The sequence below is a fragment of the Caballeronia sp. INML3B genome, assembly GCF_023631305.1.
In the GTDB taxonomy this organism is placed as follows: domain Bacteria; phylum Pseudomonadota; class Gammaproteobacteria; order Burkholderiales; family Burkholderiaceae; genus Caballeronia; species Caballeronia turbans.
On record NZ_JALQDI010000005.1, the window covers coordinates 146958 to 173468 of the forward strand.

General features: G+C 63.4%; 21 protein-coding genes. 13 read left to right on the top strand and 8 right to left on the bottom strand.

Going from position 1 to position 26511, the window contains the following annotated elements; all coding sequences use genetic code 11:
• Nucleotides 1–29: 29 nt before the first annotated feature.
• The 3 genes from proP to argA all read right to left on the bottom strand — a co-directional run bounded on the left by proP (nt 30) and on the right by argA (nt 3881).
• On the bottom strand, nt 30–1505 hold the full coding sequence (gene proP / locus NCS58_RS05480) for a glycine betaine/L-proline transporter ProP (protein WP_061119883.1): 1476 nt from the start codon (nt 1503–1505) through the stop codon (nt 30–32).
• A gap of 674 nt (nt 1506–2179) precedes the next feature.
• Nucleotides 2180–2452 (bottom strand): oxidative damage protection protein, encoded by a 273-nt coding sequence (locus tag NCS58_RS05485; protein ID WP_035506430.1) that lies wholly within the window; start codon nt 2450–2452, stop codon nt 2180–2182.
• A gap of 58 nt (nt 2453–2510) precedes the next feature.
• Nucleotides 2511–3881: an amino-acid N-acetyltransferase gene (gene argA, locus NCS58_RS05490; protein WP_061119882.1), complete on the bottom strand. Its 1371-nt coding sequence runs from the start codon at nt 3879–3881 to the stop codon at nt 2511–2513.
• Between the two features lie 22 nt (nt 3882–3903).
• Here argA and hrpA point away from each other — a divergent pair, with 22 nt between their 5' ends.
• From hrpA to NCS58_RS05520, 6 genes are all read left to right on the top strand, one after another.
• A complete protein-coding gene (gene hrpA, locus NCS58_RS05495) occupies nt 3904–8517 on the top strand; it encodes an ATP-dependent RNA helicase HrpA (protein ID WP_250538061.1) in 4614 nt (1537 codons plus the stop codon).
• A gap of 135 nt (nt 8518–8652) precedes the next feature.
• Complete coding sequence (locus NCS58_RS05500) at nt 8653–9666, top strand: beta-propeller fold lactonase family protein (RefSeq protein ID WP_061119880.1); 1014 nt, start codon at nt 8653–8655, stop codon at nt 9664–9666.
• A gap of 84 nt (nt 9667–9750) precedes the next feature.
• Entirely contained in the window at nt 9751–10770 is a 1020-nt protein-coding gene (locus NCS58_RS05505; RefSeq protein WP_250538062.1) for a sterol desaturase family protein, read from the top strand.
• Between the two features lie 78 nt (nt 10771–10848).
• The gene (locus NCS58_RS05510) at nt 10849–11700 is read left to right on the top strand and encodes an EI24 domain-containing protein (protein ID WP_061119878.1); all 852 of its coding nucleotides are present in this window, start codon (nt 10849–10851) and stop codon (nt 11698–11700) included.
• Nucleotides 11701–11716: 16 nt separating this feature from the next.
• Nucleotides 11717–12544 (top strand): molybdopterin-binding protein, encoded by an 828-nt coding sequence (locus tag NCS58_RS05515; RefSeq protein WP_250538063.1) that lies wholly within the window; start codon nt 11717–11719, stop codon nt 12542–12544.
• A complete protein-coding gene (locus NCS58_RS05520) occupies nt 12541–13236 on the top strand; it encodes a copper homeostasis protein CutC (protein WP_061119876.1) in 696 nt (231 codons plus the stop codon). The genes NCS58_RS05515 and NCS58_RS05520 overlap by 4 nt, the downstream gene beginning before the upstream one ends.
• 9 nt (nt 13237–13245) lie before the next feature.
• Here the strand turns inward: NCS58_RS05520 and NCS58_RS05525 are convergent, their stop codons facing one another.
• Nucleotides 13246–13710, bottom strand: coding sequence for a rhodanese-like domain-containing protein (locus NCS58_RS05525; protein ID WP_250476509.1), 465 nt, complete (start codon nt 13708–13710; stop codon nt 13246–13248).
• 370 nt (nt 13711–14080) lie between these two features.
• Between NCS58_RS05525 and glnA the strand changes: the two genes are divergently transcribed.
• On the top strand, nt 14081–15496 hold the full coding sequence (gene glnA, locus NCS58_RS05530; RefSeq protein ID WP_061119874.1) for a type I glutamate--ammonia ligase: 1416 nt from the start codon (nt 14081–14083) through the stop codon (nt 15494–15496).
• On the opposite strand, the gene NCS58_RS05535 is transcribed toward glnA, so the two are convergent.
• The gene (locus NCS58_RS05535; protein ID WP_250476510.1) at nt 15484–15636 is read right to left on the bottom strand and encodes a hypothetical protein; all 153 of its coding nucleotides are present in this window, start codon (nt 15634–15636) and stop codon (nt 15484–15486) included. The genes glnA and NCS58_RS05535 overlap by 13 nt on opposite strands.
• 22 nt (nt 15637–15658) lie before the next feature.
• On the opposite strand from NCS58_RS05535, the gene glnL reads away from it, so the two are divergent.
• Nucleotides 15659–16801 (top strand): nitrogen regulation protein NR(II), encoded by a 1143-nt coding sequence (gene glnL, locus NCS58_RS05540; protein ID WP_061119873.1) that lies wholly within the window; start codon nt 15659–15661, stop codon nt 16799–16801.
• 109 nt (nt 16802–16910) lie between these two features.
• The gene (ntrC, locus tag NCS58_RS05545) at nt 16911–18395 is read left to right on the top strand and encodes a nitrogen regulation protein NR(I) (RefSeq protein WP_061119872.1); all 1485 of its coding nucleotides are present in this window, start codon (nt 16911–16913) and stop codon (nt 18393–18395) included.
• An 18-nt stretch (nt 18396–18413) separates the two neighbouring features.
• Here ntrC and xth read toward each other — a convergent pair whose 3' ends face one another.
• The 3 genes from xth to NCS58_RS05560 form a co-directional block, all read right to left on the bottom strand.
• Complete coding sequence (gene xth / locus NCS58_RS05550) at nt 18414–19196, bottom strand: exodeoxyribonuclease III (RefSeq protein ID WP_250476511.1); 783 nt, start codon at nt 19194–19196, stop codon at nt 18414–18416.
• A 428-nt stretch (nt 19197–19624) separates the two neighbouring features.
• Entirely contained in the window at nt 19625–20590 is a 966-nt protein-coding gene (locus NCS58_RS05555) for an acyltransferase family protein (protein WP_311766296.1), read from the bottom strand.
• 226 nt (nt 20591–20816) lie between these two features.
• Complete coding sequence (locus NCS58_RS05560; protein WP_409241791.1) at nt 20817–21431, bottom strand: phage integrase central domain-containing protein; 615 nt, start codon at nt 21429–21431, stop codon at nt 20817–20819.
• A gap of 307 nt (nt 21432–21738) precedes the next feature.
• On the opposite strand from NCS58_RS05560, the gene kdpF reads away from it, so the two are divergent.
• The 4 genes from kdpF (at nt 21739) to kdpC (ending at nt 26368) form a co-directional block, all read left to right on the top strand.
• A complete protein-coding gene (kdpF, locus tag NCS58_RS05565; protein ID WP_040049727.1) occupies nt 21739–21834 on the top strand; it encodes a K(+)-transporting ATPase subunit F in 96 nt (31 codons plus the stop codon).
• The gene (gene kdpA / locus NCS58_RS05570; RefSeq protein WP_061119867.1) at nt 21831–23615 is read left to right on the top strand and encodes a potassium-transporting ATPase subunit KdpA; all 1785 of its coding nucleotides are present in this window, start codon (nt 21831–21833) and stop codon (nt 23613–23615) included. The genes kdpF and kdpA overlap by 4 nt, the downstream gene beginning before the upstream one ends.
• Before the next feature lie 85 nt (nt 23616–23700).
• Nucleotides 23701–25758 carry a potassium-transporting ATPase subunit KdpB gene (gene kdpB, locus NCS58_RS05575; protein ID WP_061119946.1) on the top strand — a complete coding sequence of 686 codons (2058 nt, stop codon included), beginning with the start codon at nt 23701–23703 and terminating at the stop codon, nt 25756–25758.
• A 28-nt stretch (nt 25759–25786) separates the two neighbouring features.
• The gene (gene kdpC, locus NCS58_RS05580) at nt 25787–26368 is read left to right on the top strand and encodes a potassium-transporting ATPase subunit KdpC (protein ID WP_250538067.1); all 582 of its coding nucleotides are present in this window, start codon (nt 25787–25789) and stop codon (nt 26366–26368) included.
• Nucleotides 26369–26511: the final 143 nt, after the last annotated feature.

Here is a 26511-nt window from a genome sequence, read left to right on the forward strand (position 1 = left end):
GGCCTTGCGCCTTCAGAAAGCCTGACGCCTTACGCGCGCACCGTGCCTTCCGGGAACGCGTCGTCCATTTCGGCGGCTTCGCGATGGCCGCGCAGGATCGCGTGCGCTTCCGACTTCGACGCCACCGCCGGCGGCGAGCCCTTCAGCGGCTTCTTCGCCGTTTCGTGCAGCGCGAGCACCGACACGATACCGATGAGCGACGCGCCCATCAGGTAGTAAGCGGGCATCATCAGATTGCCGGTCTTCTCGACGAGCCATGCCGTGACGAGCGGCGTCGTGCCGCCGAAGAGCGACACCGACACGTTGAAGCCGATCGCGAGCGCGCCGTAGCGGATCTTCGTCGGGAAGAGGGCCGGCAGCGACGACGGCATCACGCCCGTGAACGTCGAGAGCAGCGCGCCGAGGATCATCATGCCCGCGAAGATCGACGGGACCGTGCCCACGCGGATCAGCGAGAGCGACGGAATCGACAGCACCAGCAGGCCGATGCAACCCGCGAGCATCACGGGCTTGCGGCCGATGACATCCGACAGGCGGCCAGCGATGAGCGTCAGCGGCATCATCAGCACCATCACGACGAGCACGATGAAAAGGCCGTGCGTCTCATTGAACTTGAGCGTCGCCGACAGATAGCTCGGCAGATACGAGAGGGCCATGTAGTCGGTCACGTTGAAGATCAGCACGAGGCCCACGCATTGCAGCAGCGGCTTCCATTGCTGGATCAGCGTCTCGCGAAACTGCGCCTTGGTCGTCTCGTGCGCCACCGCTTCCGCCTTCTCGGCTTCGCGCTGGAACGCCGGCGTTTCTTCGAGCTTCATCCGGATATACAGACCGATCAGGCCGAGCGGACCGGCGATCATGAACGGAATGCGCCAGCCCCAAGACAGCAGTTCGCGCTCCGACATCACCGCAGTGAGCACCGCGACGACGCCCGCGCCGAGCACATAGCCGACGAGCGTGCCGAACTCGAGAAAGCTCGACATGAAGCCACGCTTCTTGTCCGGCGAGAATTCGGCGATGAAGGTTGCGGCGCCGCCGTATTCGCCGCCCGTCGAAAAGCCCTGCACGAGACGCGCGACGAGCAACAGCACCGGCGCCATCACGCCGATCGACTCGTAGCTCGGAATGATGCCGATACAGAACGTGCCGACGGCCATCATGATCATCGTCATCGCGAGCACGCGCTTGCGGCCGATGCGGTCGCCGAGCGGGCCGAACACCATGCCGCCGATCGGGCGCACCAGGAACGCGGCCGCGAACGTGCCGAAAGTCGCGAGCAACTGCGCTGCCGGGCTGCTCGACGGGAAGAACACCTTGCCGAGCGTCACGGCGATGTAGCTGTACACGCCGAAGTCGAACCATTCCATCGCATTACCGATGGCCATCGCGCCGACCGCGCGCTTGAGCAGGGATTGATCGACGATGGTGATGTCGTCGAGGGTGAGATCGGACTTCTGACTGGATGAATCGTGTGTGCGCCAAACGCCCTCGTGAAGAGAAGACATAGTTCGAAAAACTCCGTATTCGATCCCGAGAGCTCGCGAAAGAGCTTCGGGCGCGCCGTCGTCAGGACAGCGCGTATTGCCGGGACAGTGCAGTTTCGCGACGGCGCCGCTTGCATTGCGGGGAACGTACGCAAATGGCTCCGCGCAGCGATCTGACGGAAGCAGATGCTGAAGAACGAAAAGAAAACGCGGTGCCGGTGCTTCGCGGTGGGTCGCGAAATTGCACTCGGATGAAACAAACGAATTTGACGTGCGGACGGCGAACCCGGCGAAACCTGAGTTGCCGCGGGTGGGCCGCGACGTCGGCGAAAAAACAACCTGAGACGAAAAAGGCCGGCGTGAGTCTGGCAAGACCAGCTAAAAAACCGACGCGCCTCTTTGTATGAAAACTGTCACTACCGCGGTGTGTCCGAACTGCGATACGCCGGACTCATGCGCGTGAATGATGGTGAATTACTGTTGATAACGAACAAATGATAACACGATGACAGACGATGTGCAAACCGGCCGATGTTGGCAAGGTTCCGCGGCAGCCCGATCCCTTGCCTGCTATAGGATTGCGCTGAATTTCGGTCCATTCACCTGATGGTCCAGCCGGTACATTTTGCGCAATGCGCGGCAACAAAAAACCGGCCGCTCTGGGCCGGTTGTAGCAGTGCGATCGAGCCGCGAATTCAGCTTTGCGGAGGGACGTAGCCCGTGGCGGTATCGGCGCCTTCGCCGAAGAAATATTTCTCGGTCTGCTTGATGAGGTACTGGCGCGCGCGCGGATCGGCCATGTTCAGACGATTTTCGTTGATGAGCATCGTCTGCTGCTTGAGCCAGCCTTGCCAGGCTTCCTTCGAGATCGTTTCGTAGATGCGCTTGCCGAGCTCGCCCGGCAGCGGCGGAAAGTCCAGTCCTTCGGCTTCCTTGCCGAGCTTCGCGCATTGAACCATTCGGGCCATTGTGAGTTTCTCCTCTGTATCGGGGGACGAAGCGCAGTTCGCGCTTCTCAAAGCGAATTCAAAGCTGTTTCATCAGGACGAGCGACTTGCGCTGCCAGTTGTAGAGGCGCCGGCGATCCTCGGGCAGATCGTCCACGGTCACCTTCACGAAGCCGCGCTTCAGGAACCAGTGCTCGGTGCGCGTCGTCAGCACGAAGATGCGCGTGAGCCCGCGCGCCCGGGCACGCTGCTCGATGCGCTTGAGCAAGCGCTCGCCGTCGCCCGAACCTTGCGCTTCCGGCGCGACGGTCAGGCACGCCATCTCGCCGATGCGCTCCTGCGTGTAGGGGTAGAGCGCCGCGCAGCCGAACAGCACGCCATCGTGCTCGATGACGGAGAAGTGGTCGATATCCCGCTCGATCTGGTGACGCCCGCGCCGCACGAGCGTGCCGTCGCTTTCGAGCGGCTCGATCAGCGTGAGGATGCCGCCGACGTCATCCGGCGTCGCTTCACGCAGGCTTTCGAGGTTCTCGTACGAGATCATCGTGCCGACGCCGTCGTGCAGGAACAGTTCGAGCAGCACGCTGCCGTCGAGGCGATACGGAATGATGTGGCCGCGCGCCACGCCGCCGCGGCATGCGCGCACCGTATGCTTCAGATAGAACGCCGTGTCGCCTTGCAGCTCGCCGCTTTCCTGCAGGCGATAGGCGTCGTCGAGCGACAGCTCGCGGATGAGTTCGTTTTCCGAATCGACGAGACCCGGAATTTCGGTCACGAAGATGATCTTGTCGGCACGCAGCGCGATGGCGGCGGCGGACGCGACGTCTTCCATCGACAGATTGAACGCCTCGCCGGTCGGCGAGAAGCCGAGCGATGACAGCAGCACCAGCTTGTTCGACGCGAGCGACTGGCGGATCGAATCGCCGTCTATCTTGCGAACGACGCCCGTATGCTGGAAATCGACGCCGTCCAGAATGCCGACCGGTCGCGCCGTCACGAAGTTGCCCGACACGACGCTGATGTGCGCGTGGGCCATCGGCGTGTTCGGCAGGCCCTGGCTGATCGCGGCCTCGATGTCGAGACGCACTTCGCCGGCGGCTTCCTTCGCGGATTCGAGCGCGCGGGCATCGGTGATGCGCAGGCCATGCGAAAACGACGATTCGACGCCGTGAAGACTCAATTGCTCGTCGAGCTGCGGGCGCGAGCCGTGCACCAATACGACGTGGATGCCCATCGCGTGCAACAGGCCGACGTCCTGCACGAGCGCGTTCAGACGACCTTCCTGCACCAGTTCCCCGCCGAACGCCACGACGAACGTTTTGTTCCGGAACGCGTGGATGTACGGCGCGACAGAGCGCATCCAGTCGACGAACTGAGCGTGGAGATCCGGCGCTTCGGGCTCTGCGGCCGGCGGCGACGCGGTCATCGTGAGGTCGGTTTGGGAATTCATCCCGGGATTATAATGCGACGCTATGCCGAATGTTTCTCGTCCATCACGTCCCGATCAGGCGGGCAAGTCTCAGTCCGCCGATAAATCCCTCGATACTCAGGAGCAGTTGCGACAACTGCGTGAAAATCTGCTGCGCGATGCGCGGGAGGGCGGGAGTGCGTCCGGCGATTCCGGCGAACCTGCGGGGCTGAGCAAGAAAGAGCTCGCTGCGCGACGCTTTGCGGCGGGCGCGCCGGCCGCGTCCGCGCCGTCGGGCAAGGCGGCGGTTGCGCCGCTTCAGAAGGGCGGCGAGGCCGGTAGTCCTGCTAGCAAGCAGGGCGCCGCGGCGGCGACGAAACGACCGCCTGCGCCCCAGCAGCCGCAAGCTGCGCCGCCTGCCCGCGATCGGGCGAAGCCGAATCCCGCGCTAGCGGGGAAAACGGACCGCGCTCCGGCGCGCGCGCCGCATTCCGGATCGCAACTGCCCGCGCCGGCGAAACGCGATGACGCGCGTGCGCCGCGCGAGCCGCGCTCTGAATCTCAGCAGCACGCACCAGCAAAGCGCGATGACGCCCGTCGCGCGCAACACGCGCGTGCGCCGCGCGAGGAACATCGAGCCGAACGGCGGGAGAGCGGCGCTCCGCCCAAAGCAGCCGATACACGCAGCAACGACCCCCAACGCGTCGAGCGTCGAAACGAGCATCCCGCGACCAGCGCGCGTCGCGAGCCCGTTGGCTCGGCGCCAGCGGCCGAACGCGCGCCGGCAGCGCGAGAACGCGAGGCTCGCGAGCCTCGTCCGCCGCGCCCGTCACGCATCGTCACACCGAACCCGATTCCGCCGATCACCTTCCCCGAAGCGCTTCCGGTATCCGGCCGACGCGAGGAAATCGCACGCGCGATCGCGGCGAATCAGGTCGTGATCGTCAGCGGCGAAACCGGCTCGGGCAAGACCACGCAACTTCCGAAAATCTGCCTCGCCCTCGGGCGCGGCCTCGGCGCGGGCGGCAGCGGTCTCATCGGCCATACGCAGCCGCGCCGTATCGCCGCTTCGGCCACGGGAAGGCGCATCGCGGAAGAGCTCGGCACGCCGTTCGGCGAAGTCGTCGGCTACAAGGTGCGCTTCACGGACAATCTCGCGCCGGGCGCGTCCGTCAAGCTGATGACCGACGGCATCCTCCTTGCCGAAACGCAGACCGATCCGCTGCTCAACGCGTACGACACGATCATCATCGACGAGGCGCACGAGCGCAGCCTCAATATCGACTTTCTGCTCGGCTATCTGAAGGAAATCCTGCCGAAGCGCCCCGAGCTGAAGCTGATCGTCACGTCGGCGACTATCGACGCCGAGCGTTTCGCGCGCCATTTCGGCAGCGACGACAAGCCCGCGCCGGTAATCGAGGTGAGCGGGCGGCTGTATCCGGTGGACGTGCGTTATCGGCCGATTGAAGAGCAAAGCGAGGCGATCAAAAATGCGCAAGGCACGGCGCCCAGGCGCAACGAGCGCAGAACCGACCGCGATCTGATGGAAGCCATCGTCGATGCCGTCGACGAACTGTGCCGCGTCGGCCCCGGCGACGTGCTCGTGTTCCTGCCCGGCGAGCGCGAAATCCGCGACGCCGCCGAGGCGCTTCGCAAGCATCATCCGCCGCACACGGAAATCCTGCCGCTCTTCGCGCGCCTTTCCGCGCAGGAGCAGGAGCGCGTGTTCAGGCCGTCGAACGCGCGGCGCATCGTGCTCGCGACCAACGTCGCGGAGACGTCGCTGACGGTGCCGGGCATTCGTTACGTCGTCGATACCGGCATGGCGCGCGTGAAGCGCTATTCGTATCGCAACAAGGTCGAGCAATTGCAGATCGAGCCGGTGTCGCAGGCGGCGGCGAATCAGCGCGCGGGCCGCTGCGGGCGCGTCGCGGACGGCGTATGTATCCGGCTCTACGACGAAGCGGATTTTCAGGCGCGGCCGCGCTTCACCGATCCGGAAATCCTGCGCTCGTCGCTGGCCGCCGTGATTCTGCGCATGAAGTCGCTGCATCTGACGGCGATCGAAACCTTTCCGTTCATCGAGCCGCCGCCGGGCCGCGCGATCGCGGACGGCTATCAACTGCTGAACGAACTCGGCGCCGTCGATGACGACAACGCGCTCACGCCGCTCGGCCGCGAGCTCGCGCGCCTGCCGCTCGATCCGCGCGTCGGCCGCATGATCCTTGCCGCGCGCGATCATCTGGCGCTGAAGGAAGTGCTCATCATCGCGTCGGCCTTGTCGGTGCAGGATCCGCGCGACCGGCCGATCGAGGCGCAGGAGCAGGCGGATCAGGCGCATCGCCAGTTCGTCGACGAGCGCTCCGAGTTTCTGCAATGGACGCGCATCTGGAAGTGGTTCGAGGACGCCGTCGCGCACAAGAAGTCGAACAAGCAGCTCGCCGATGCGTGCCGCGCGAACTTTCTGTCGCACCTGCGGTTGCGCGAATGGCGCGACGTGCATTCGCAATTGCTGACGGTCGTGCGCGAGCACGGCTGGCGCCTGAACGACTCGGATGCGACATTCGAGCAGGTGCATCTGTCGCTTTTGACCGGCCTGCTCGGCAACGTCGGATTGAAAGCCGACGACGAGCCGCATTATCTCGGCGCGCGCGGCATCAAATTCCATCTGTGGCCGGGCTCGGCGCTCCTGAAGAAAGCGGGGCGCTGGGTGATGGCGGGCGAGCTCATCGAAACCACCCGGCTCTATGCGCGCACGATTGCGAAGATCGAGCCGGAATGGCTGGAAACTGTCGGCGCGCATCTGCTGAAGACGTCGATTTCAGATTCGCATTGGGAAAAGAAAGCCGCGCAGGTCGTCGCTTACGAGCGCGCGACGCTTTACGGGCTGACCGTCTACGCACGCCGCCGCGTGAGCTTCGGCAAACAGGATCCGAAACATGCGCGCGAGCTGTTCATCCGTGGCGCGCTCGTCGAAGGCGAGTTCGATACGCGCCTGCCGTTCTTCGCGCACAACCGCAAGCTCGTCGCCGACATCGAGCAGCTGGAACACAAGTCGCGTCGCCAGGACGTGCTCGTCGACGATGAACTCATCTACGGCTTCTACGATTCGCTGATTCCCGAAGGCATGTGGACTGGCGCGGCGTTCGAGCGCTGGTATCGCGACGAGCAGAAGAAAGAGGGCAACGAGAAGCTCCTTTTCCTCTCCCGCGACGACCTGATGCGCCACGAAGCCGCCGGCGTCACGACCGACCTCTTCCCGAAGCGCATGACGATGTCGGGCATCGAGATGTCGCTCACGTATCACTTCGAGCCGGGCTCGCCGCGCGACGGCGTCACGCTCGCGGTGCCGCTCTACGGGCTGAATCAGGTCGATGCTCGCCGCGCCGAATGGCTCGTTCCCGGCATGATCAAGGAAAAAGCGCAACTGCTGCTGAAATCGCTGCCGCAGAAACTGCGCCGTCATGTCGTGCCACTGCCTGAATACGCGGCGGGTTTCGCAGAGCGTCATGCCGGGCCAAAATTCGGCGCGGGCGCGCTCGTCGATTCGCTCATCGCCGATATTCGCGGGCAGACGCAAATCGCCGTCAAGAGCGCGGATTTCAAGCTCGAAACGCTGCCGGCGCACCTCTTCATGAACTTCAAGGTGATCGACGAGCACGGCCGCCAGCTCGCGATGGGCCGCAATCTCGCGCAACTGCGCGCGGAGTTGGGCGGCCAGGCGCAACAGCAATTTCAGAAGCTGACGTCGGCCGCGGCGTTCGACGCGCTCTCGGGCGAGTCGGAATCGGCGCCGCAAACGCAACCGGCCACTGTCGGCACCGCGCTCTACGAAAACCTCACCACCTGGAACTTCGGCAAGCTGCCGGAATTGCTGGAAATCCGCCGTCGCGGGCAGACGCTTTTTGGCTATCCGGCGCTCGTGGATCGCGGCACGCATTGCGACGTCGAAGTGTTCGATTCACCCGAGGAAGCGGCGCGCATCCATCGTGCGGGATTGCCGCGGCTCTTCGCGCTGCAACTGCGCGAGCCGATTCGCTATCTGGAGAAGAATCTTCCGGGCTTGCGCGAAATGTCGATGCAGTACATGGCGCTCGGCACGGCGGACGAGTTGCGTGACCAGATCGTCGAGACGGCGCTCGATCGCGCGTGCCTGCAAGACCCGCTGCCCGACGACGACGCCAGTTTCCACACCCGCCGCGATGCCGCCAAAGGCCGCCTGACGCTGCTCGCGCAGGAGATCGCGCGGCTCGTCGGCGCGATTCTGGCCGAATACGCGGCGCTCGCGAAAAAGCTGGCGCAGGCGAAGACGTTCACATCGGCGTATGCGGACATGCAGGCGCAACTGAGCGCGCTCATTAGCAAGCGCTTCGTCATCGACACGCCGTATGCGCAGCTCGCGCACTTTCCGCGCTATCTGAAGGGGATCGGGCTGCGCATCGACAAGCTCAAGGCCGATCCGGCGCGTGATGCCCGTCTTTCCGCCGATTTGCAGCCGCTCGCGCAGCACTATCAGCGCGCTATTTCGCAGCGCGGCGGCGTCGCGGACGCGCGGCTTTCCGAGTACCGCTGGCTGCTGGAAGAACTGCGCGTGTCGCTGTTCGCGCAGGAATTGCGCACGCCGATGCCGGTTTCGGTGAAACGGCTCCACAAGGTCTGGGAGTCGATGCAGCGCTAGGCTGCGGCCAGCACGCGGCAAAATCTGCTATTTCTTGCGCCGCTTCAGCGTATTGCGCAAAAAGCCGCACCCGGTCAACGCGCCGCGCGAGGCAAACGTTCTACAATGACGCCTGCCTTCCGAAGCCTATTTTCCATGCGCAATATTTTCCATCCCGGCCGTGTCCGCACGGCCGCCGCACGCGCGGCGCTTGCCGTCGGCGCCGCTCTTGTCGCCACCGCGGCGTTCGCCAACAACGTGATCGTGCTCAACTCGGCGGAAGCCACGCTGAGCCTGATCGACGAAAACACGCGTCAGGTCATCGGCACCGTGCCGACCGGCAAGGAGCCGCACCACCTGATGCCGACGCCCGACGGCTCGTCGCTGATCGTCGCAAACTCGGTGTCGAACAACCTGATGTTCGTCGATCCGAAAACCGGCGCGTTCCAGCGCTGGGTGCAGGACATCGAGGATCCGTATCAGATCGGCTTTTCGCCGGACAAGAAATGGTTCGTGTCGACGGGCCTGCGCCTCGACCGCCTCGACATCTACCATTTCGACGGCAAGAACGTGAATCTCGCGAAGCGCCTGCCGCTCGCGACGATGCCGAGCCACATCGCGTTCACGAACGACAGTTCGACCGCGTTCATTTCGCTGCAGGTGTCCGGTGAGATAGCCGCGATCGATCTGGCGACCCAGACGGTGAAATGGAAGATGAAGGTCGGCAAGGTGCCCGCCGGCGTCTGGCTCACGCCCGGCGACAAATTCCTGCTCGTCGGCATGACGGGCGCGGACTACGTGGCCGTGGTCGACTGGCGCAACCAGAAGGTCGTCAAGACCATCACGACGGGCAAGGGCGCGCACAACTTCCGCTCGATGGTCGACGGCAAGCACGTGCTGGTGTCGAATCGCGTCGCGAACACGATCAGCATCATCGACGAGGACACGCTCACGAACGTCGGCGATATCACCGGTCTTCTGCCGGGCCCGGACGACATGGAACTTTCCGCCGACAAGAAGTATCTGTGGGTTACGTTCCGCTTCGCGAAGCACGTCGGCGTGATCGATCTGGCGAACCGTAAGCTGATCGAAACCATCAAGGTCGGCCGCTCGCCGCACGGCATCTACTTCTACAATCGCGCACCGGTGACGGCGCCCAACGGGGCATAAGCGGAGCAGAGGGCGCTTTACGCGCCCTATACTACGATTGAGGAAAGGCCGGCGCACCGGACGGCCCAAGCACCACGGAGCACCATGTTTCATTCCATTCTTTCGTCGCTGGACGGTCTCGTTTCCTGGCTGCAGACGCTTCTCTATGTCGATGTCGTGCAGCCGACGCTGTTCAAGATCGGCATGATGGACTACGACGAGGACACCTACGACGCGCTCTACTGGGTGATTGTCGGCGTCCTCGAAGTGCTCGCGATGTACGCGATCCTGCGCCCGCTCGAAGCGTTCCGCCCCGCCGAGGAATGGAAAGACCGAAAGGGCGTGCGTGTGGACGTGCTCTATACGTGGATGGTCAAGCTCGGCATTCTCAATCTGTTTTTCTTCTTCACGTTCCAGCCGCTCTTCGATTCGATGCAGAGCTGGCTGCGCATCCATGACGTGCCGAACCTCGAGATCGACAACCTGTGGCCCGGCGTCACGACGCAGCCGCTCGTCACGTTTTTCATCTATCTGCTGATCCTCGATTTCGCCGGCTACTGGTATCACCGCCTGGAGCATCGCTTCGGCATCTGGTGGGAACTGCATGCGGTGCATCACAGCCAGCAGAAGATGTCGCTCTGGACGGACGATCGCAACCATCTGCTCGACGATGTTTTGCAGGCGAGCTTCTTCGCCTGTGTCGCGCTCGTGATCGGCGTGGAGCCGTCGCAGTTCGTTGTGCTCGTCGCCATTACGAATTTCATGCAGAGCGTGCAGCACGCGAACATCCGGCTGCACTTCGGGTGGCTCTTCGACCGCATCGTCGTGAGTCCGGCGTTCCATCGCCGCCATCACGCAATCGGCTTCGGTCACGAAGGGACGACCTACGGCTGCAACTTCGGCGTGCTGTTCTCGTTCTGGGACATCCTGTTCCGCTCGGCATCGTTCAACCGCACCGTCGAGCCGACCGGCATACGCGACCAGCTCGGCGCCCCGGGCGTGAAGCCCGTGCACTACGGCGACGGTTTCATCGAGCAGCACTGGCTCGCGTTCAAACGCATCGCCGCGCGCCTTTCGGCGCGGCGCGCGGGCGCGTCCGCGTCCGACAACTCGGCGGCCGTCTGAACTTTCCGTCGAGACCAGCGCCCGCGTGCGGCGCTGGTTTATCCTGTCGGTTCCTCTTTTTCCTTCTTCGAATCACGCATGAGTGACCTGCTGCGTTCGTTCGTGCGCGCACTTGCGAACGTCTTTCATCCGCGCATGCTCTGGCTGACGCTGATGCCTTTCGGCGTTGCCACCGTGGTGTGGGGCGCGCTCCTCTGGTTTTTCTGGCAGACGCTCACCGGCGCCGCGAACAGCTGGCTCGACGGCTGGGCGCTCACGTCCGCGATGTACCGCCTCTTCGATACCGTCGGCTTCTCGTCGCTGCACGCGGTGATCGCGCCATTCCTCGTGGTCATCATGACGGTGCCGCTCATCGTCGTCACGGTGCTGCTGCTGATCGCGACGCTGTCGATGCCCGGCGTCGTCAAGCTGCTCACGCGACGGCCGAAAGGGCATTATTCGTCGCTCGAAGAACGGCGCGGCGGCACGTGGTACGGCAGTCTCGGCCACTCGGTGCTGACGACGCTCGTGTGTCTCGTGTTGCTGGTCGTCACGCTGCCCTTGTGGCTGATTCCGCCGTTCTTCGCGTTGATTCCGCCGCTTATGTGGGGCTGGCTGACCTATCGCGTGATGACTTACGACGCGCTCGCGCTGCATGCCAGCGCGGAAGAGCGCCGCGCGATCGTGCGCGATGCGCGGTGGCCCCTGCTCGCCATCGGCATCGTGAGCGGCCTTCTGAGTTCCGTACCGACGATGCTCTGGGCGTGGTCCGTGTGGCTCTTGCCGCTCTTTCCGGTCGTCGCCGCCGTGACGATCTGGGCGTATGCGTTCATCCTCGTGTTTTCCGCGCTGTGGTTCGCGCATTACTGTCTGCACGCGCTCGAGCGCCTGCGCGCGAACGAGCCGGGTTATCCGGCGATCACGGTCGAATCCCGCGACGTTTCACTGTAAGAACAAAGGGGCACACATGGGCATTGGCGTCATCATCATCGGCGACGAGATTTTGTCCGGCCGCCGCACCGACAAGCATCTGCCGAAAATCATCGAATTGCTGAGTGCGCGCGGCCTGTCGCTCGACTGGGCCGAATACGTCGGCGACGATCCCGCGCGCATCACCGCGACGCTCGCGCGGACCTTCGCGTCCGGCGATATCGTTTTTTCGACGGGCGGCATCGGCGCGACACCGGACGATCACACGCGCCAGTGCGCCGCGAAAGCGCTGGGCGTGCCGCTCGCCTTGCATCCGGAAGCGGCGGAGCTGATCCGCGCGCGCATTCGGGAAACGGCAGCGCAGGCGCAGGCGGGCGACAAGCCGGTCGATCTGCAGTCGCCGGAGAATCTGCATCGGCTGAACATGGGGACGTTTCCGCAGGGCGCGGAGATCATTCCGAACAGCTACAACAAGATTCCCGGCTTCTCAGTCGGCGATCATCACTTCGTGCCGGGCTTTCCGGTGATGGCCTGGCCGATGATCGAATGGGTGCTCGACACGAAGTACGCGCATCTGCATCACGCGACGCCGCATGTCGAGCGCTCGCTGCTCGTCTTCGGCCTGCCGGAATCGCGCATCACGCCGCTGATGGTCACGATCGAGCGCGATTTCGACGGCGTGCGCGCATTCAGCCTGCCGAGCGTCGGCGATGCGGCGCGCGGCGCTCTTTACGCGCGCTCGCATATCGACCTGGGCGTCAAGGGCGACCCCGAGCAGGCGAACGCGGCGTTCGAGGTGCTGCGTGAAGGCGTGTTCGCGCTGGGCGGCGAAGTCGTGGAAGTGCCGCCGGAGGAAGCGAAGTGACGTTGCTTGAAGTCATCGCGACCACGGTCGCCGATGCGCGCGCGGCGGAACGCGGCGGCGCGAACCGGCTGGAGCTTGTCACCGCGATGGGCGAGGGCGGTCTGACGCCGAGCATCGGGCTGATCGAAGCGGTGATCGACGCGGTCGGCATTCCGGTGAATGTGATCGTGCGGCCGCATAGTCGCTCGTTCGTCTACGATGCCGACGACTACGCGGTCATCATCCGCGACGTGCGTGCAGTGGCGAAGACGCGGGCGAATGCGATCGTCGTGGGCATGCTGAACGCGAATGGCGATGTCGATAACGACGGCCTCGCGCGCGTGATCGAAGCGGCGGATGGCTTACAGCTCACTTTTCACCGCGCGTTCGACGAAGCTCGCGATCTCTTCGCCGCGTTCGATACGCTGCTGACATTCGATGCCGTGACGAACGTGTTGACGTCGGGCGGCAAGCCGTCGGTGCTGGACGCGCAGACGGTGATCGCGAAGCTCGTCGAAAGGGCGGCGGGAGAGCGCTGCACGGTGCTCGCGGGCGCCGGACTGACCGTCGATGCGGCTGCGCCTTTCGTCGCATCGACGGGCGTGCGCGCGGTGCACTTCGGCTCGGGTGTGCGTGTCGATGGAAAGGGGCTCGCGCCTGTGGATGAAGCGAGCGTCAGGCGCGTGCGGACACTGCTCGACGCGCGGGACTGAGCAAGCCGCTCAAGCCCCGATCCACGGCAGCTTGCGGAAACACCATCCCGACACCGTTTTCCGATGCCCTTGCCCATCCTTGTCGCCTTCGAATCCTTCGAGCAGGTCATACGCTTGCGCATATCCCGCTTTCTGCGCCGCGACTGCCGCCAGCTTCGAACGCGCGGCGCTGCGGCACAAAAACACGACAGGCGTATCCGGGGTGGCGACTTGTCTCAATTGTTCGATAAACTCGGCGTTCGGCACCGAGCCGGGGTAACGAATCCACTCGATGTGCGCGTACTGCGCGCCATCGATGGCCGGGCGGCCGACCCAATCCAGCTCGGCACGCGTGCGCACGTCGACGAGGCGCGCGCGTGGGTCGAGTTGCAGCAGTTCGAAAGCTTCGACGGGCGAGAAGGCGCCTGCGTAGGTCAGGTTGTTCTCGGCGGCGCGTTTTCCGGCCTGGCTATAGAGTTGTTCGAGTGTGCTCATGGCGCATCAGTCTCCGTTAAGCGCAAAGAATTATTCTAGCGCGGCACGCGGGGACCACCGAGCGCGGGCAAAGCCTTAGTGCCTGATGTGCGAAAGTGGTGCACGTCAGACGCGACGCACCCAAAAGGTGCTTCGATAATACTGAGCAAACTCGGACGCACCGAAAAGGTGCAGACGGCTTGACAGCGCATTAATGGCCGTCGCAGGAAATGAAGTCGTTTCACACAAAACGCACGCTGCTTCAAGCGCTTAGCGCAGAGATGGTGCGCTTGGCACGGAAGCTGCTTTTCCAACCTCGATTGAATTGATGTACAGGATTGGTCGGGGCGGCGAAGCGATTCGCCGACTTTTGTTAATCAGGAGATAGGTAATGAGTAAATCCGTGGCCGACGTCATGCAACTCGTCAAGGACGAGGACGTCAAGTTCGTCGACTTCCGCTTCACCGACACGCGCGGCAAAGAACAACACGTTTCCGTGCCGGTCTCGGCATTCGACGAAGACAAATTTGAAAGCGGCCACGCTTTCGACGGTTCGTCCATCGCCGGCTGGAAGGGTATCGAAGCGTCGGACATGCTGCTCGTGCCGGATGCGGATACCGCGTTCATCGACCCGTTCTATGAAGAGTCCACGCTGGTCCTGACCTGCGACGTGGTCGAGCCCGCCGACGGCAAGGGCTACGAGCGCGACCCGCGTTCGCTCGCACGACGCGCGGAAGCCTATCTCAAGAGCTCGGGCCTGGGCGACACCGCCTTCTTCGGTCCGGAGCCGGAATTCTTCATTTTCGACTCGGTGCAGTGGAACACGGACCAGTCGGGCACGTTCGTGAAGATCGGCTCGGAAGAAGCGCCGTGGTCGTCGGCGAAGGAATTCGAAGGCGGCAACACCGGCCACCGTCCGGGCACGAAGGGCGGCTACTTCCCGGTCGCACCGGTCGACACGTTCCAGGACATCCGCTCGGAAATGTGTCTGCTGCTCGAGCAGATCGGCATTCCGGTCGAAGTGCATCACCACGAAGTGGCGGGCCAGGGCCAGAACGAAATCGGCACCAAGTTCTCGACGCTGGTTCAGCGCGCGGACTGGCTGCAGCAGATGAAGTACATCATCCATAACGTGGCGCACACGTACGGCAAGACGGCGACTTTCATGCCGAAGCCGATCGTCGGCGACAACGGTTCGGGCATGCACGTTCACCAGTCGATCTGGAAGGACGGCCAGAACCTGTTCGCGGGCAACGGCTACGCAGGCCTGTCGGAATTCGCGCTGTTCTACATCGGCGGCATCATCAAGCATGCGCGCGCGCTGAACGCGATCACGAACCCGGGTACGAACTCGTACAAGCGTCTCGTGCCGCACTTCGAAGCGCCCGTGAAGCTGGCTTACTCGGCTCGCAACCGTTCGGCATCGATCCGTATTCCGCACGTGAGCAACCCGAAGGGCCGCCGCATCGAAACGCGCTTCCCGGATCCGCTGGCGAACCCGTACCTGTGCTTCTCCGCGCTGATGATGGCGGGTCTCGACGGCGTGCAGAACAAGATTCATCCGGGCGAAGCCGCGGACAAGAATCTGTACGACCTGCCGCCGGAAGAAGACAAGAAGATCCCGACCGTGTGCGCGGGCCTCGATCAGGCACTCGACGCGCTCGACGCGGACCGCGAGTTCCTGACGCGCGGCGGCGTGTTCACGGATTCGATGCTCGACGCATACATCGAACTGAAGACGAACGAGCTGCAGCGTTATCGTCAGGCGGTGCATCCGATCGAGTTCGAGATGTACTACTCGCTGTAAGCGGCATGGCCCGAGCGCGCTTCGAAGCGAGCAGTCCGGCGAAGCGCGCGACGCATGCGATGCAGTGAAAAAAAGGGACGGCGCGCCGTCCCTTTTTTAATCGCCGCAATGTCATAGATCGAGAAGAAGATCGGTGTCACGAACGACCTCAACCATTGCACGATGGTGTTAAAGAACCTGATCAAGGCGCGCAAGGGCCACGCCGATGCGCTGACGGACGACTCGCAACTGGCGGCAAGCGGACTGCTTCCGGGATTCGAGGCGCTGCCCACGAACGTGCTCGTTCTGGACATGCGCAATCTCAGGATCGCGTACGCGAACCCGTCGGCCGAAGCGATGCTGGAGATGTCGCGCAAGCAACTGACGCAGATGAACTGGCCCGAGCTGTTCGCGAATGCGGACGAGCTGGCGACCACGATCGCGTCGATCGCGGAGAACCGCTTCAACGCGACGCGGCTCGACGCGGTGCTCGAACGTCAAAGCCGCGAGCCGGTGCATGTGCACGCCATCGTCGGCTATCTCGAAGCGGCGTCGGAGTACGTGCTGCTCGAACTCTTCGAGAACGAGCGCCATCTGCGCACCGATCGCGAAGAGCGCATCCACGATCTCACTGCCGTCAACAAGCAGCTGATCCGCAATCTCGCGCACGAGATCAAGAACCCGCTCGGCGGCATCCGGGGCGCCGCGCAGTTGCTGGAATTCGAGCTCGGCGCACGCGAACGCGACGAACTGCGCGAGTACACGCAGGTCATCATCAAGGAGTCGGATCGCCTGCAGACGCTCGTCGATCGCTTGCTGGAGCCGCACCGGCATCCGCATATCGTCGGCGATGTGAACATCCACGAAGTATGCGAGCGCGTGCGGGCCGTGATCCTCGCGGAGTTCCCGCGCGGCCTCACGATCGAGCGCGACTACGACGTGAGCGTGCCCGACCTGCGCGGCGACAAGGAGCAACTGATTCAGGCGCTCCTCAACGTCGTGCGCAACGCAGCCGAAGCGCTGAAGGAGCGCATTTCTCAGGGCGATGCGCGGATCGAACTGCGCACGCGTATCGCGCGCAAGGTGACGATCGGCAAAAAGCTGCACAAACTGGCATTGGACTTGCATATCACTGACAACGGTCCCGGCATCCCCAGCGAAATCCGCGACCGGATCTTCTTCCCGCTCGTGTCGGGCAGGGAAGACGGCAGCGGACTCGGTCTCACGCTCGCGCAGTCGTTCGTGCATCAACACGATGGCTTGATCGAAGTCGAGAGCCGGCCGGGTTGCACCGAATTCGCCATCTTGTTGCCGTTTGAGAATTGATCACGATCGACCAGCGACGTCACGCGAAGCACGTGACACATCAGGCATCGAAGCCTGACCGTTTCGACGGGCTCACACCGAACCATACGAAGACTTCTCGCCGAACGATATGAAGCCGATCTGGATAGTAGACGACGACCAATCCATCCGCTGGGTGCTGGAAAAGGCGCTGGCCCGAGAAAACTTCACGACGCGCAGTTTCTCCGGTGTGCGCGATGCGCTCGCCGCGCTCGAAGGAGAAAGCCCGCAAGTGCTCGTCTCCGACATCCGCATGCCGGGCGGCTCCGGGCTGGAGCTGCTGCAGACCGTGCGCGACCGCCTGCCGGGTCTGCCCGTCATCATCATGACGGCGTTCTCGGATCTCGATAGCGCCGTGGCCGCATTCCAGGGCGGCGCGTTCGAATATCTCGCCAAGCCCTTCGATGTCGACAAGGCCGTCGAGCTGATCCGCCGCGCCGTCGACGAAAGCATGCGCGGCGAGGCGGCCGTCGACGAGCGGGTGACGGAAACGCCCGAGATGCTCGGCCAGGCGCCCGCGATGCAGGATATGTTCCGCGCGATCGGCCGCTTGTCGCATTCGGCGGCGACCGTGCTCATCACGGGCGAATCAGGCACCGGAAAGGAGCTTGTCGCGCGCGCTTTGCACCGACATAGCCCACGCGCGAACGGACCGTTCATCGCACTGAACACGGCGGCGATTCCGAAGGATCTGCTGGAGTCCGAACTGTTCGGCCACGAGCGCGGCGCATTCACGGGCGCGCAGGCGATGCGCCAGGGCCGCTTCGAGCAGGCCGAGAACGGCACGCTCTTTCTCGATGAAATCGGCGACATGCCGTTCGACCTTCAGACGCGCCTGTTGCGCGTGCTGTCGGACGGACAGTTCTATCGGGTGGGCGGGCACAATCCGCTGAAGGCGAACGTGCGGGTGATCGCGGCGACGCACCAGAATCTCGATGCGCGCGTGCGGCAGGGCTTGTTCCGCGAGGACTTGTATCACCGCCTGAACGTGATTCGCCTGCGTCTGCCGGCACTGCGCGAGCGCAGCGAGGATATTCCGCTGCTCACGCGCCATTTCCTGCAAAAGAGTGCGCGGGATCTCGGCGTCGAGCCCAAGCGTGTGTCGGATGCGGCGCTCGCGTATCTCGCGTCGCTGCCGTTTCCCGGCAACGTGCGTCAGCTCGAGAACCTCTGCAACTGGCTCACGGTGATGGCGCCCGCGCAGGTGATCGAGCAGAAGGATCTGCCGCCCGATCTCACGCCGCGGCAAGATTATGCGCCGGAGGTCATTGCCGTTTCTTCCGATGGCGCGGTGGCGCCGGCGCCCGCTGCGCCGAACGGCGCGATCGCGTCGGCGCCGACGGTCGCGGGCGTCGCGACGAGCGTGTGGGAGAACGGCTTGCGCACCGAAGTCGCGCGCCTGTTGCGCGAAAATTCCGCCGACGTGATGGATGAACTCGCGCGCCGCTTCGAAGCCGCGGTGATCCGCGAGGCGCTGGATTTCACGCGCGGGCGCAAGGTCGAGGCGGCGGAGCGGCTGGGCATCGGCCGCAATACGATCACGCGCAAGATTCAGGAACTGCATCTCGACGCGTGAGCGGCGCTTGAACAGGGATCAGTCGATCGTCGCGATCACGGGCGCGTGGTCGGACGGCTGATCCCACTTGCGCGGCACCTTATCCACTTCACATGACGTGCAGCGCGCCGCGAGCTGTTCCGACAACAAAATGTGATCGATGCGCAGCCCCGCGTTGCGGCGGAACGCCATCATCCGGTAGTCCCACCACGTGAAGAGCTTCTCGGGCTGCTCGAACTTGCGGAAGGCATCGGTCAGGCCGAGCTCGACGAGCTGCGCGAAGTGCGCGCGCTCTTCGGGCGAGACGAGATTCTGTCCTTCCCAGGCCTTCGGATCGTGCACATCGCGGTCTTCCGGCGCGATGTTGTAATCGCCCAGTAGCGCAAGCTGCGGGTGACGCGCCATATCCTCGCGCAGCCATTCACGCAGCGCATCCAGCCAGCGCATCTTGTAGGCGAACTTCTCGGAGCCGGGCGCCTGACCGTTCGGGAAATAGGCCGAGACGATGCGCACGCCGTCGATCGTCGCGGCGATCACCCGTTGCTGCAAGTCCTCGAAACCGGGGATATTGCGCACCACGCTGATTTCATCCACTTCGAAGCCCGCGTCCGCTCGCACCAGAATGCCGACGCCGTTGTACGTCTTCTGTCCCGCGAACCAGCTCTTGTAGCCGGCGGCTTCGAGTTCGGCGCGAGGGAATTTCTCGTCGGGCATCTTCAGTTCCTGAAGGCACAGCACGTCGACGCCCGAGAGCGCGAGCCAGTCGATGACGTGTTGCTGGCGGACTTTGAGGGAGTTGACGTTCCAGGTGGCGATTTTCACGAGATTCAGAGAGGCTTTGTCAGTAAGGCTTTGAGGAGGGCGGGCGCCTTGGGCGCGGGTCTAGCTATTCACTTGGCTACCCCCCGGGCCTTGGTGGGCGATCGGGCGGGGGGAGGGCGCCAGCCATTCTATCCGCGCTCACTTCGATTGGCACGACGAACGCCGACGGCACGCCTAATCTGAGCACACCGCAGGGCCAGCTTGCCTCGAGCACAGCAGCGATCGTCGGCGCAAAAAACGACGACATCCTCGAGGTCGTGAACGGCGTAGATCCTGACACATCGGCCGGCCGATTCCAGGACGCGATCGGGCGCATCTACTTCATCGAGCGTCACCCGGCGCTGCCGACCACAGTCACGGCGACCTGCTTGGGTCTCCCGGGCACGTCAATTCCTGTGGGTGCCCGAGCGCGGGCCACGGATGCAGCGCTACGGGGCCGATCGAGGTATGCCCCTCACCAACCAGGGGGCGTACCTGTTGACAAGCCAACAGAACGGCATCAACGCAACGATCGCGACCAGGGCGTAGATCACTCCCCACTTGAGTGTGTCCTGGACATGCCAATCAGTGATCTGCGCATTGTTCAACTGCCCGATGACAACGTTGATAAGTATTAAAACGTTGCCTTGGAACATGAAAAGCGTGAGGCTGTTCTCGCCTAGCCACTTCAATACTCGGACGCGCGACAGCGCTTGCGCCAGCGAGATGCAGGCAACAATGCCTGCGGCTGATCCGGCAGCATAGAGGTACAGGTTTCGCCCGTAGCCGAGTCCGAGCATGTCGCTTCGGCTATTGAACTGCACCACGACCCATACCGAGAAGAATAAAAGCGCTGCGATACAAAACGAAGTGCGTCTTCGCAAACTCTCGACAACGGGCGACAGCGGCCGGCATAGGTAGCCAGCAATCATGAAGCAAACAGCCATCAATGCTGTATCGGAACTCCAGGGCCACCTAGGCAGGTGCATTGACCTTGCGATTGAGCTGTATTCGTAGGCGACGATCGAAAGAAAAACGACTGCTACTGCTAATCCCCGGGTAGTCCTTAGTCTTGTGAGAAGCTTGAAATACGCGAAGGTCACGAACAGGCACGGCAGGAACCAGTATGGCTTGTCGATTTTCAGCGCCGGGGCAGACGAGTACAGAAAACCCCATATCGCCTGCGCAGTCGTCGTCGGGTCGTCGATGAGCGCCTTTTCGTAAGACGTGAAAATCGCAAGCTGTATGAGGCACAACAGCAAGTAGGGAATCAGCAATGACTTGGCCTTGTCAGCCATTGAAAGCGAATTCGCATTGGCGACGAGAAACCCTGAAAGAAAGAAGAACAACGGCATGTGGAACGCGTACACGAACGCTCGACTCTCGTAGGAGAGCGGGCTGTGCCCGAGAACCACAAGAAAATGCCGATTCCCTTAGCCGCGTCGATCCAATCCACTCTGCGCTTTGCCACTGCTCCCCCTGTTTTAGAGCGCGCATTTTACCAGTGACAAACCAGCCGCCCGCGAGGCGGCAAGCAGGTGCAGACCGGTCACACCAAGCCACCTTCGGGTGGCTTTTTCTTTTGAGGTTACGACCGTCTTCCGGCCGTCCTGCGGCAGGCGATGCAGCCTCGGGAGACGACTAGTCGGCTGGTGCAGCAACGGCCGCATCGACCTTTCGCGTTGATGGCAGCAGAGCCCTCCACTCCTTGACCGCCCCAAACTCGATGTATCGATACGACAGCCAGGACACGAGATATACGAGTCCGAGGTAGCCGAGAAACGTGGGCGCAGTGTAGGCCAGCTCGACCGTGCGCACGCATGTCGCAAGCAGTACACGAAGAGCAAGGCCGTGCTCGCGGCCGATCGTCTCGTCGATCTCGCCGAGCAACTTACGCAACTCGTCCTCGGATAGCATGACGCGTGATCTGACCGTCGGACGCGGGCCCATGATCGACTTCTGCGTGATGCCGACGCACGGATTGACGTCGATCATCCGCTTCCCTGAGGCGTGCGCAAACAGTTGCGTCGATGTCGTGAGGATGCGTTTGCAGACGGTCCACGATCGCTTGCTGCGTTCCAGCATGTGCATGATGTCAGCCGGCGTGACCTTGCGAACTTCCATCGAGCCGATCTTCGGGCGAAGCACGTTTTCCAGATCCCACTTTCGGTAATAGATCGTCCCGTCAGCGAGAGGCGCTTTCAGCGTCTTGTCTTTGAAGTCATCGATCAGATCCGAGACGTTCCACGCGGCAATCGATCGGACCTTTTCGGCGCGCTTCCCAGCGGCTGGATCGTGCCCGGCATCTACTGCGGCGCGATGCGTGCGCGCGGCCCTTGTGTCGTGACGACAGCCTGTTTACGCGATTTTTACGCCCCGATTCCCACCTTTGTCGCGCCCTTTACGTCCATTTCCTTAATCTCGACCCTGTCCTGAACCACACAAGGGGAGAACACGACATGGACCTGCTTTACCTCGCCGGCATCGTCCTTTTTTGGGGACTATGCGTGGCGCTCGCGGGCGGCTGCGAGCGATTGCGCCGCCGCGTGCCCGGAGGCCGCTCATGAACGCCTGGATGATGTGGCTCGCGGCAGCCTCGACGCTGCTGCTTCTCGTGTACCTCGTGTACGCGCTCCTGCGTGCGGAGGATCTCGAATGAACGCCAATACCTTCGTGCAGACGGCGATCTTCATCGTCGTGCTCATCGCGCTCGCGATTCCGCTCGGGCGCTACATGGCGGGCGTGCTCGACGGCACGTCGATCGTCGTGCGCAGAATCGGCCGCCCGCTCGAATCGATGCTCTACCGCATCGCCGGCGTCGACCCCGATGCCGAGATGTCATGGAAGCATTACGCGCTTGCCGTGCTGCTCTTCAATGTCCTCGGCGCGCTCGTGTTGTACGCGTTGCTGCGCCTGCAAGGCATGCTGCCGCTCAATCCGCAATCCATGAGCGGCATGACGCCCGATGCCGCGTTCAACACCGCCGTCAGCTTCGTGACCAACACGAACTGGCAGGACTACGGCGGCGAAAGCACGCTCGGCTATCTCGCGCAGATGTTCGGCCTTACCGTGCAGAACTTCCTGTCGGCGGCGACGGGCATCGCGGTGGTCGTCGCGCTGATTCGCGGCTTCAAGCGGCACTCGGCGCAGACCATCGGCAACTTCTGGGTGGATCTCACGCGCACGACGCTGTACATCCTCGCGCCGCTCGCCGTCGTCTTCGCGCTCGTCTTCGTGAGCCAGGGCGCGATCCAGAACTTCAAGGCGTCTCAGGACGTGCCGACGCTTCAGGTCACGCGTTATCAGATGCAATCGACTGACGCGCAGGGCAAGTCCGTCACGCAAACGCTCACGGCCGACAAGCAGACGTTGCCGATGGGCCCGGTCGCGTCGCAGGAAGCGATCAAGATGCTCGGCACCAACGGCGGCGGCTTCTTCAACGCCAACTCCGCGCATCCGTACGAGAACCCGACGCCATTCTCGAACTTCATGCAGATGCTCGCGATGCTGATCATCCCGGCGGCGCTGTGCGTCGTGTTCGGCCGCACGGTCGGCGACGGCCGGCAAGGCTATGCCGTGCTCGCCGCGATGACCATCGCGTTCGCGGCCGCGTGCGTCGGCGAGATTTCGGCGGAGCAGGCGGGCAATCCGCTCTACGCGTCGTTGCACGTCGATACGCGTGCCTTCGCATCGCAGGCGGGCGGCAACATGGAAGGCAAGGAAACGCGCTTCGGCATTGCGCAATCGGGCATCTTCACGGTCGCGACCACGGCGGCGTCGTGCGGCGCGGTTGCGAACATGCACGATTCACTGACGCCATTGGGCGGCCTCGTGCCGATGCTGCTGATCCAGCTCGGCGAAGTGATCTTCGGCGGCGTCGGCTCTGGGCTCTACGGCATGCTCGTCTTCGCGCTGCTCGCGGTTTTTGTCGCGGGGCTGATGATCGGACGCACGCCGGAATACGTCGGCAAGAAGATCGAGTCCTTCGAAATGAAGATGGTGTCGATCGCGATCCTGCTCACACCGCTGATCGTGCTCGTGGGCACGTCGATCGCCGTGCTCACGGCGTCGGGCACCGCGGGTATCGCGAATCCCGGCGCGCATGGCTTCTCCGAAATCCTCTATGCGTTCAGCTCCGCCGCCAACAACAACGGCAGCGCGTTCGCGGGCCTTTCGGTGAACACGCCGTTCTATAACTCGATGCTCGCCATCGCGATGTGGTTCGGCCGCTTCGGCTCGATCGTGCCCGTGCTCGCCATCGCGGGCTCGCTCGCGGCGAAGAAACGTCTTGCCGTGACCGCCGGCACGCTGCCGACGCACGGTCCGCTCTTCGTGGTGCTGCTGCTCGGCACGCTGCTGCTCGTCGGCGCGCTCACGTATGTGCCGGCGCTCGCGCTCGGTCCCATCGTCGAGCATCTCACCATGATCACAGGCCACTGAATTCGGGAACAGCATGACTCAATCCAATCAACCTCCGCTGCATCGCCCGGAGAATCTCGGGCAGGCACGCACGGCGGCGCGCTCGATGTTCGACCCGGCGCTCGTGAAGCCCGCGATCGTCGATGCGTTCAGGAAGCTCGGGCCGCGCACGCAATTGCGCAATCCGGTGATGTTCTGCGTCTACGTCGGCAGCATCCTGACGACGGTCCTCTTCATTGCCGCGCTCGCCGGCCAGGCCGAAGCGCCTGCCGGTTTCATTCTCGCGATCGCACTGTGGCTCTGGTTCACCGTGCTCTTCGCGAACTTCGCCGAAGCGCTCGCGGAAGGGCGCTCGAAGGCGCAGGCCGCGTCGTTGCGCAGCGCGAAGCACAACGTGATGGCGAAGAAGCTCAACGAGCCGCATCCGAAGTCGCCGATCCGCATCACGACGTCGACCGATCTGCGTAAAGGCGATGTCGTCCTCGTCGAAGCGGGCGATGTGATTCCCGCCGATGGCGAAGTGATCGAAGGCGTCGCATCCGTCGACGAATCGGCGATCACGGGCGAATCGGCGCCGGTGATCCGCGAGTCGGGCGGCGACTTCTCGTCGGTGACGGGGGGCACGCGCGTGCTCTCGGACTGGATCGTCGTGCGTGTGTCGGTGAATCCGGGCGAGGCGTTTCTGGATCGCATGATCGCGATGGTGGAGGGCGCCAAGCGTCAGAAGACGCCGAACGAAATCGCGCTGACGATCCTGCTCGTCGCGTTGACGCTCGTGCTGCTCTTCGCCACGGCCACGCTGCTGCCGTTCTCGCTGTTCTCCGTGGAAGCGGCGAAGCAGGGCCACGTCGTGACGATCACCGCGCTCGTCGCGCTGCTCGTGTGTCTGATTCCGACGACGATCGGCGGGCTGCTTTCGGCGATCGGCGTCGCGGGCATGAGCCGCATGATGCAGGCGAACGTGATCGCCACGTCGGGCCGCGCGGTCGAGGCGGCGGGCGACGTCGACGTGCTGTTGCTCGACAAGACCGGCACGATCACGCTCGGCAATCGCCAGGCATCGACGTTCGTCGCGGCGCCAGGCATCGCCGAGCGCGATCTCGCCGATGCGGCGCAACTCGCATCGCTCGCCGATGAAACGCCGGAAGGCCGCAGCATCGTCGTGCTGGCGAAGCAGCGCTTCAATATCCGCGAGCGCGACATGGCGACACTGCACGCGACGTTCCTCGCGTTCACGGCGCAGACGCGCATGAGCGGCGTCGATCTTCAGAATCGCGAGATCCGCAAGGGCGCGGCCGATGCGGTGAAGAAGTACGTCGAAGAGCACGGCGGGCGCTTTGCGCAGGACGTGCAGAACGCCGTCGACGAGATCGCGCGTCGCGGCAGCACGCCGCTCGTGGTCGCCGAGCGCGTGAACGATACGACGCGTGCGCTCGGCGTGATCGAGTTGAAGGACATCGTGAAGGGCGGGATTCGCGAGCGGTTCGCGGAGCTGCGCAAGATGGGCATCAAGACGGTGATGGTGACGGGCGACAACCGCCTGACGGCCGCGGCGATCGCGGCGGAAGCGGGCGTCGACGACTTCCTCGCCGAGGCGACGCCCGAGGCCAAGCTCACGACGATCCGCGAACATCAGGCGCAGGGGCGGCTCGTCGCGATGACCGGCGACGGCACCAACGACGCGCCCGCGCTCGCGCAGGCCGACGTCGCGGTGGCGATGAACACCGGCACGCAGGCCGCGAAGGAAGCGGGCAACATGGTCGATCTCGATTCGAATCCGACGAAGCTGATCGAGATCGTCGAGATCGGCAAGCAGATGCTGATGACGCGCGGCTCGCTGACGACGTTTTCCATCGCGAATGATGTCGCCAAGTACTTCGCGATCATCCCGGCCGCGTTCGCGACGACGTATCCGCAGTTGCGCGTGCTGGATGTCATGCATCTGGCTTCGCCTGCGTCGGCGATCTTGTCGGCGGTGATCTTCAACGCGCTGATCATCGTGTTTCTGATTCCGCTGGCGCTCAAGGGCGTGAAGTATCGCGCGCTCGGTGCGGCTTCGTTGTTGCGACGGAACCTGCTGATCTACGGCCTAGGCGGAATTCTGTTGCCGTTTCCGTTCATCAAGCTGATCGATATGACGATCGCCGCGCTGGGCTGGAGTTGACCGCATCTTTTATCGAGGCATGTACATCATGAAGAGCTTTTTGCGTCCCATGCTGGTGTTGTTCGTCGCGTTGAGCGTCGTGACGGGCGTGGTGTATCCGGCGGTCGTGACCGCGATCGGACAGGCGGCGTTTTCGCATCAGGCGAATGGCAGTCTGATCGAGCGCGATGGCAAGGTGGTCGGCTCGGCGATCATCGGACAGCAGTTCGATGCGCCTGGGTATTTCTGGGGCCGTTTGTCGGCGACGACGCCGAATCCGTATAACGCCGGGAATTCCGGCGGCTCGAATCTCGGGCCGACGAATCCCGCGCTCGCCGATGAGGTCAAGGCGCGGATCGCCGCGTTGCATGAGCTCGATCCGGGCAATCGGGCTGCCGTGCCTGTCGATCTCGTGACTTCGTCGGGGAGCGGGCTCGATCCGGATATCAGTCCTGCTGCCGCGGCTTATCAGGTTCCTCGCGTTGCGAAGGAGCGCGGGATGTCGGTGGCGCAGGTCGAGGCGATTGTCGCTCGGGCCACGAGCGGGCGGCAGTTTGGTTTGCTCGGAGAGCCCAGGGTGAATGTGCTTAAATTGAATCTTGATTTGGATGAGAAGCACGTGGGGCGGTAGGGTTTTTTTTTGCCGGATCCCGTTTTGTTATTGGTTTATTAGCACTGCCCCTATGCGGGGGGGGGGGGGCTTTTTTTTTTGTTTTGTTTCAAAATTTATATGGGCCCCCCCCCCGGGGGCGGCGATATAAATCACACAAAATC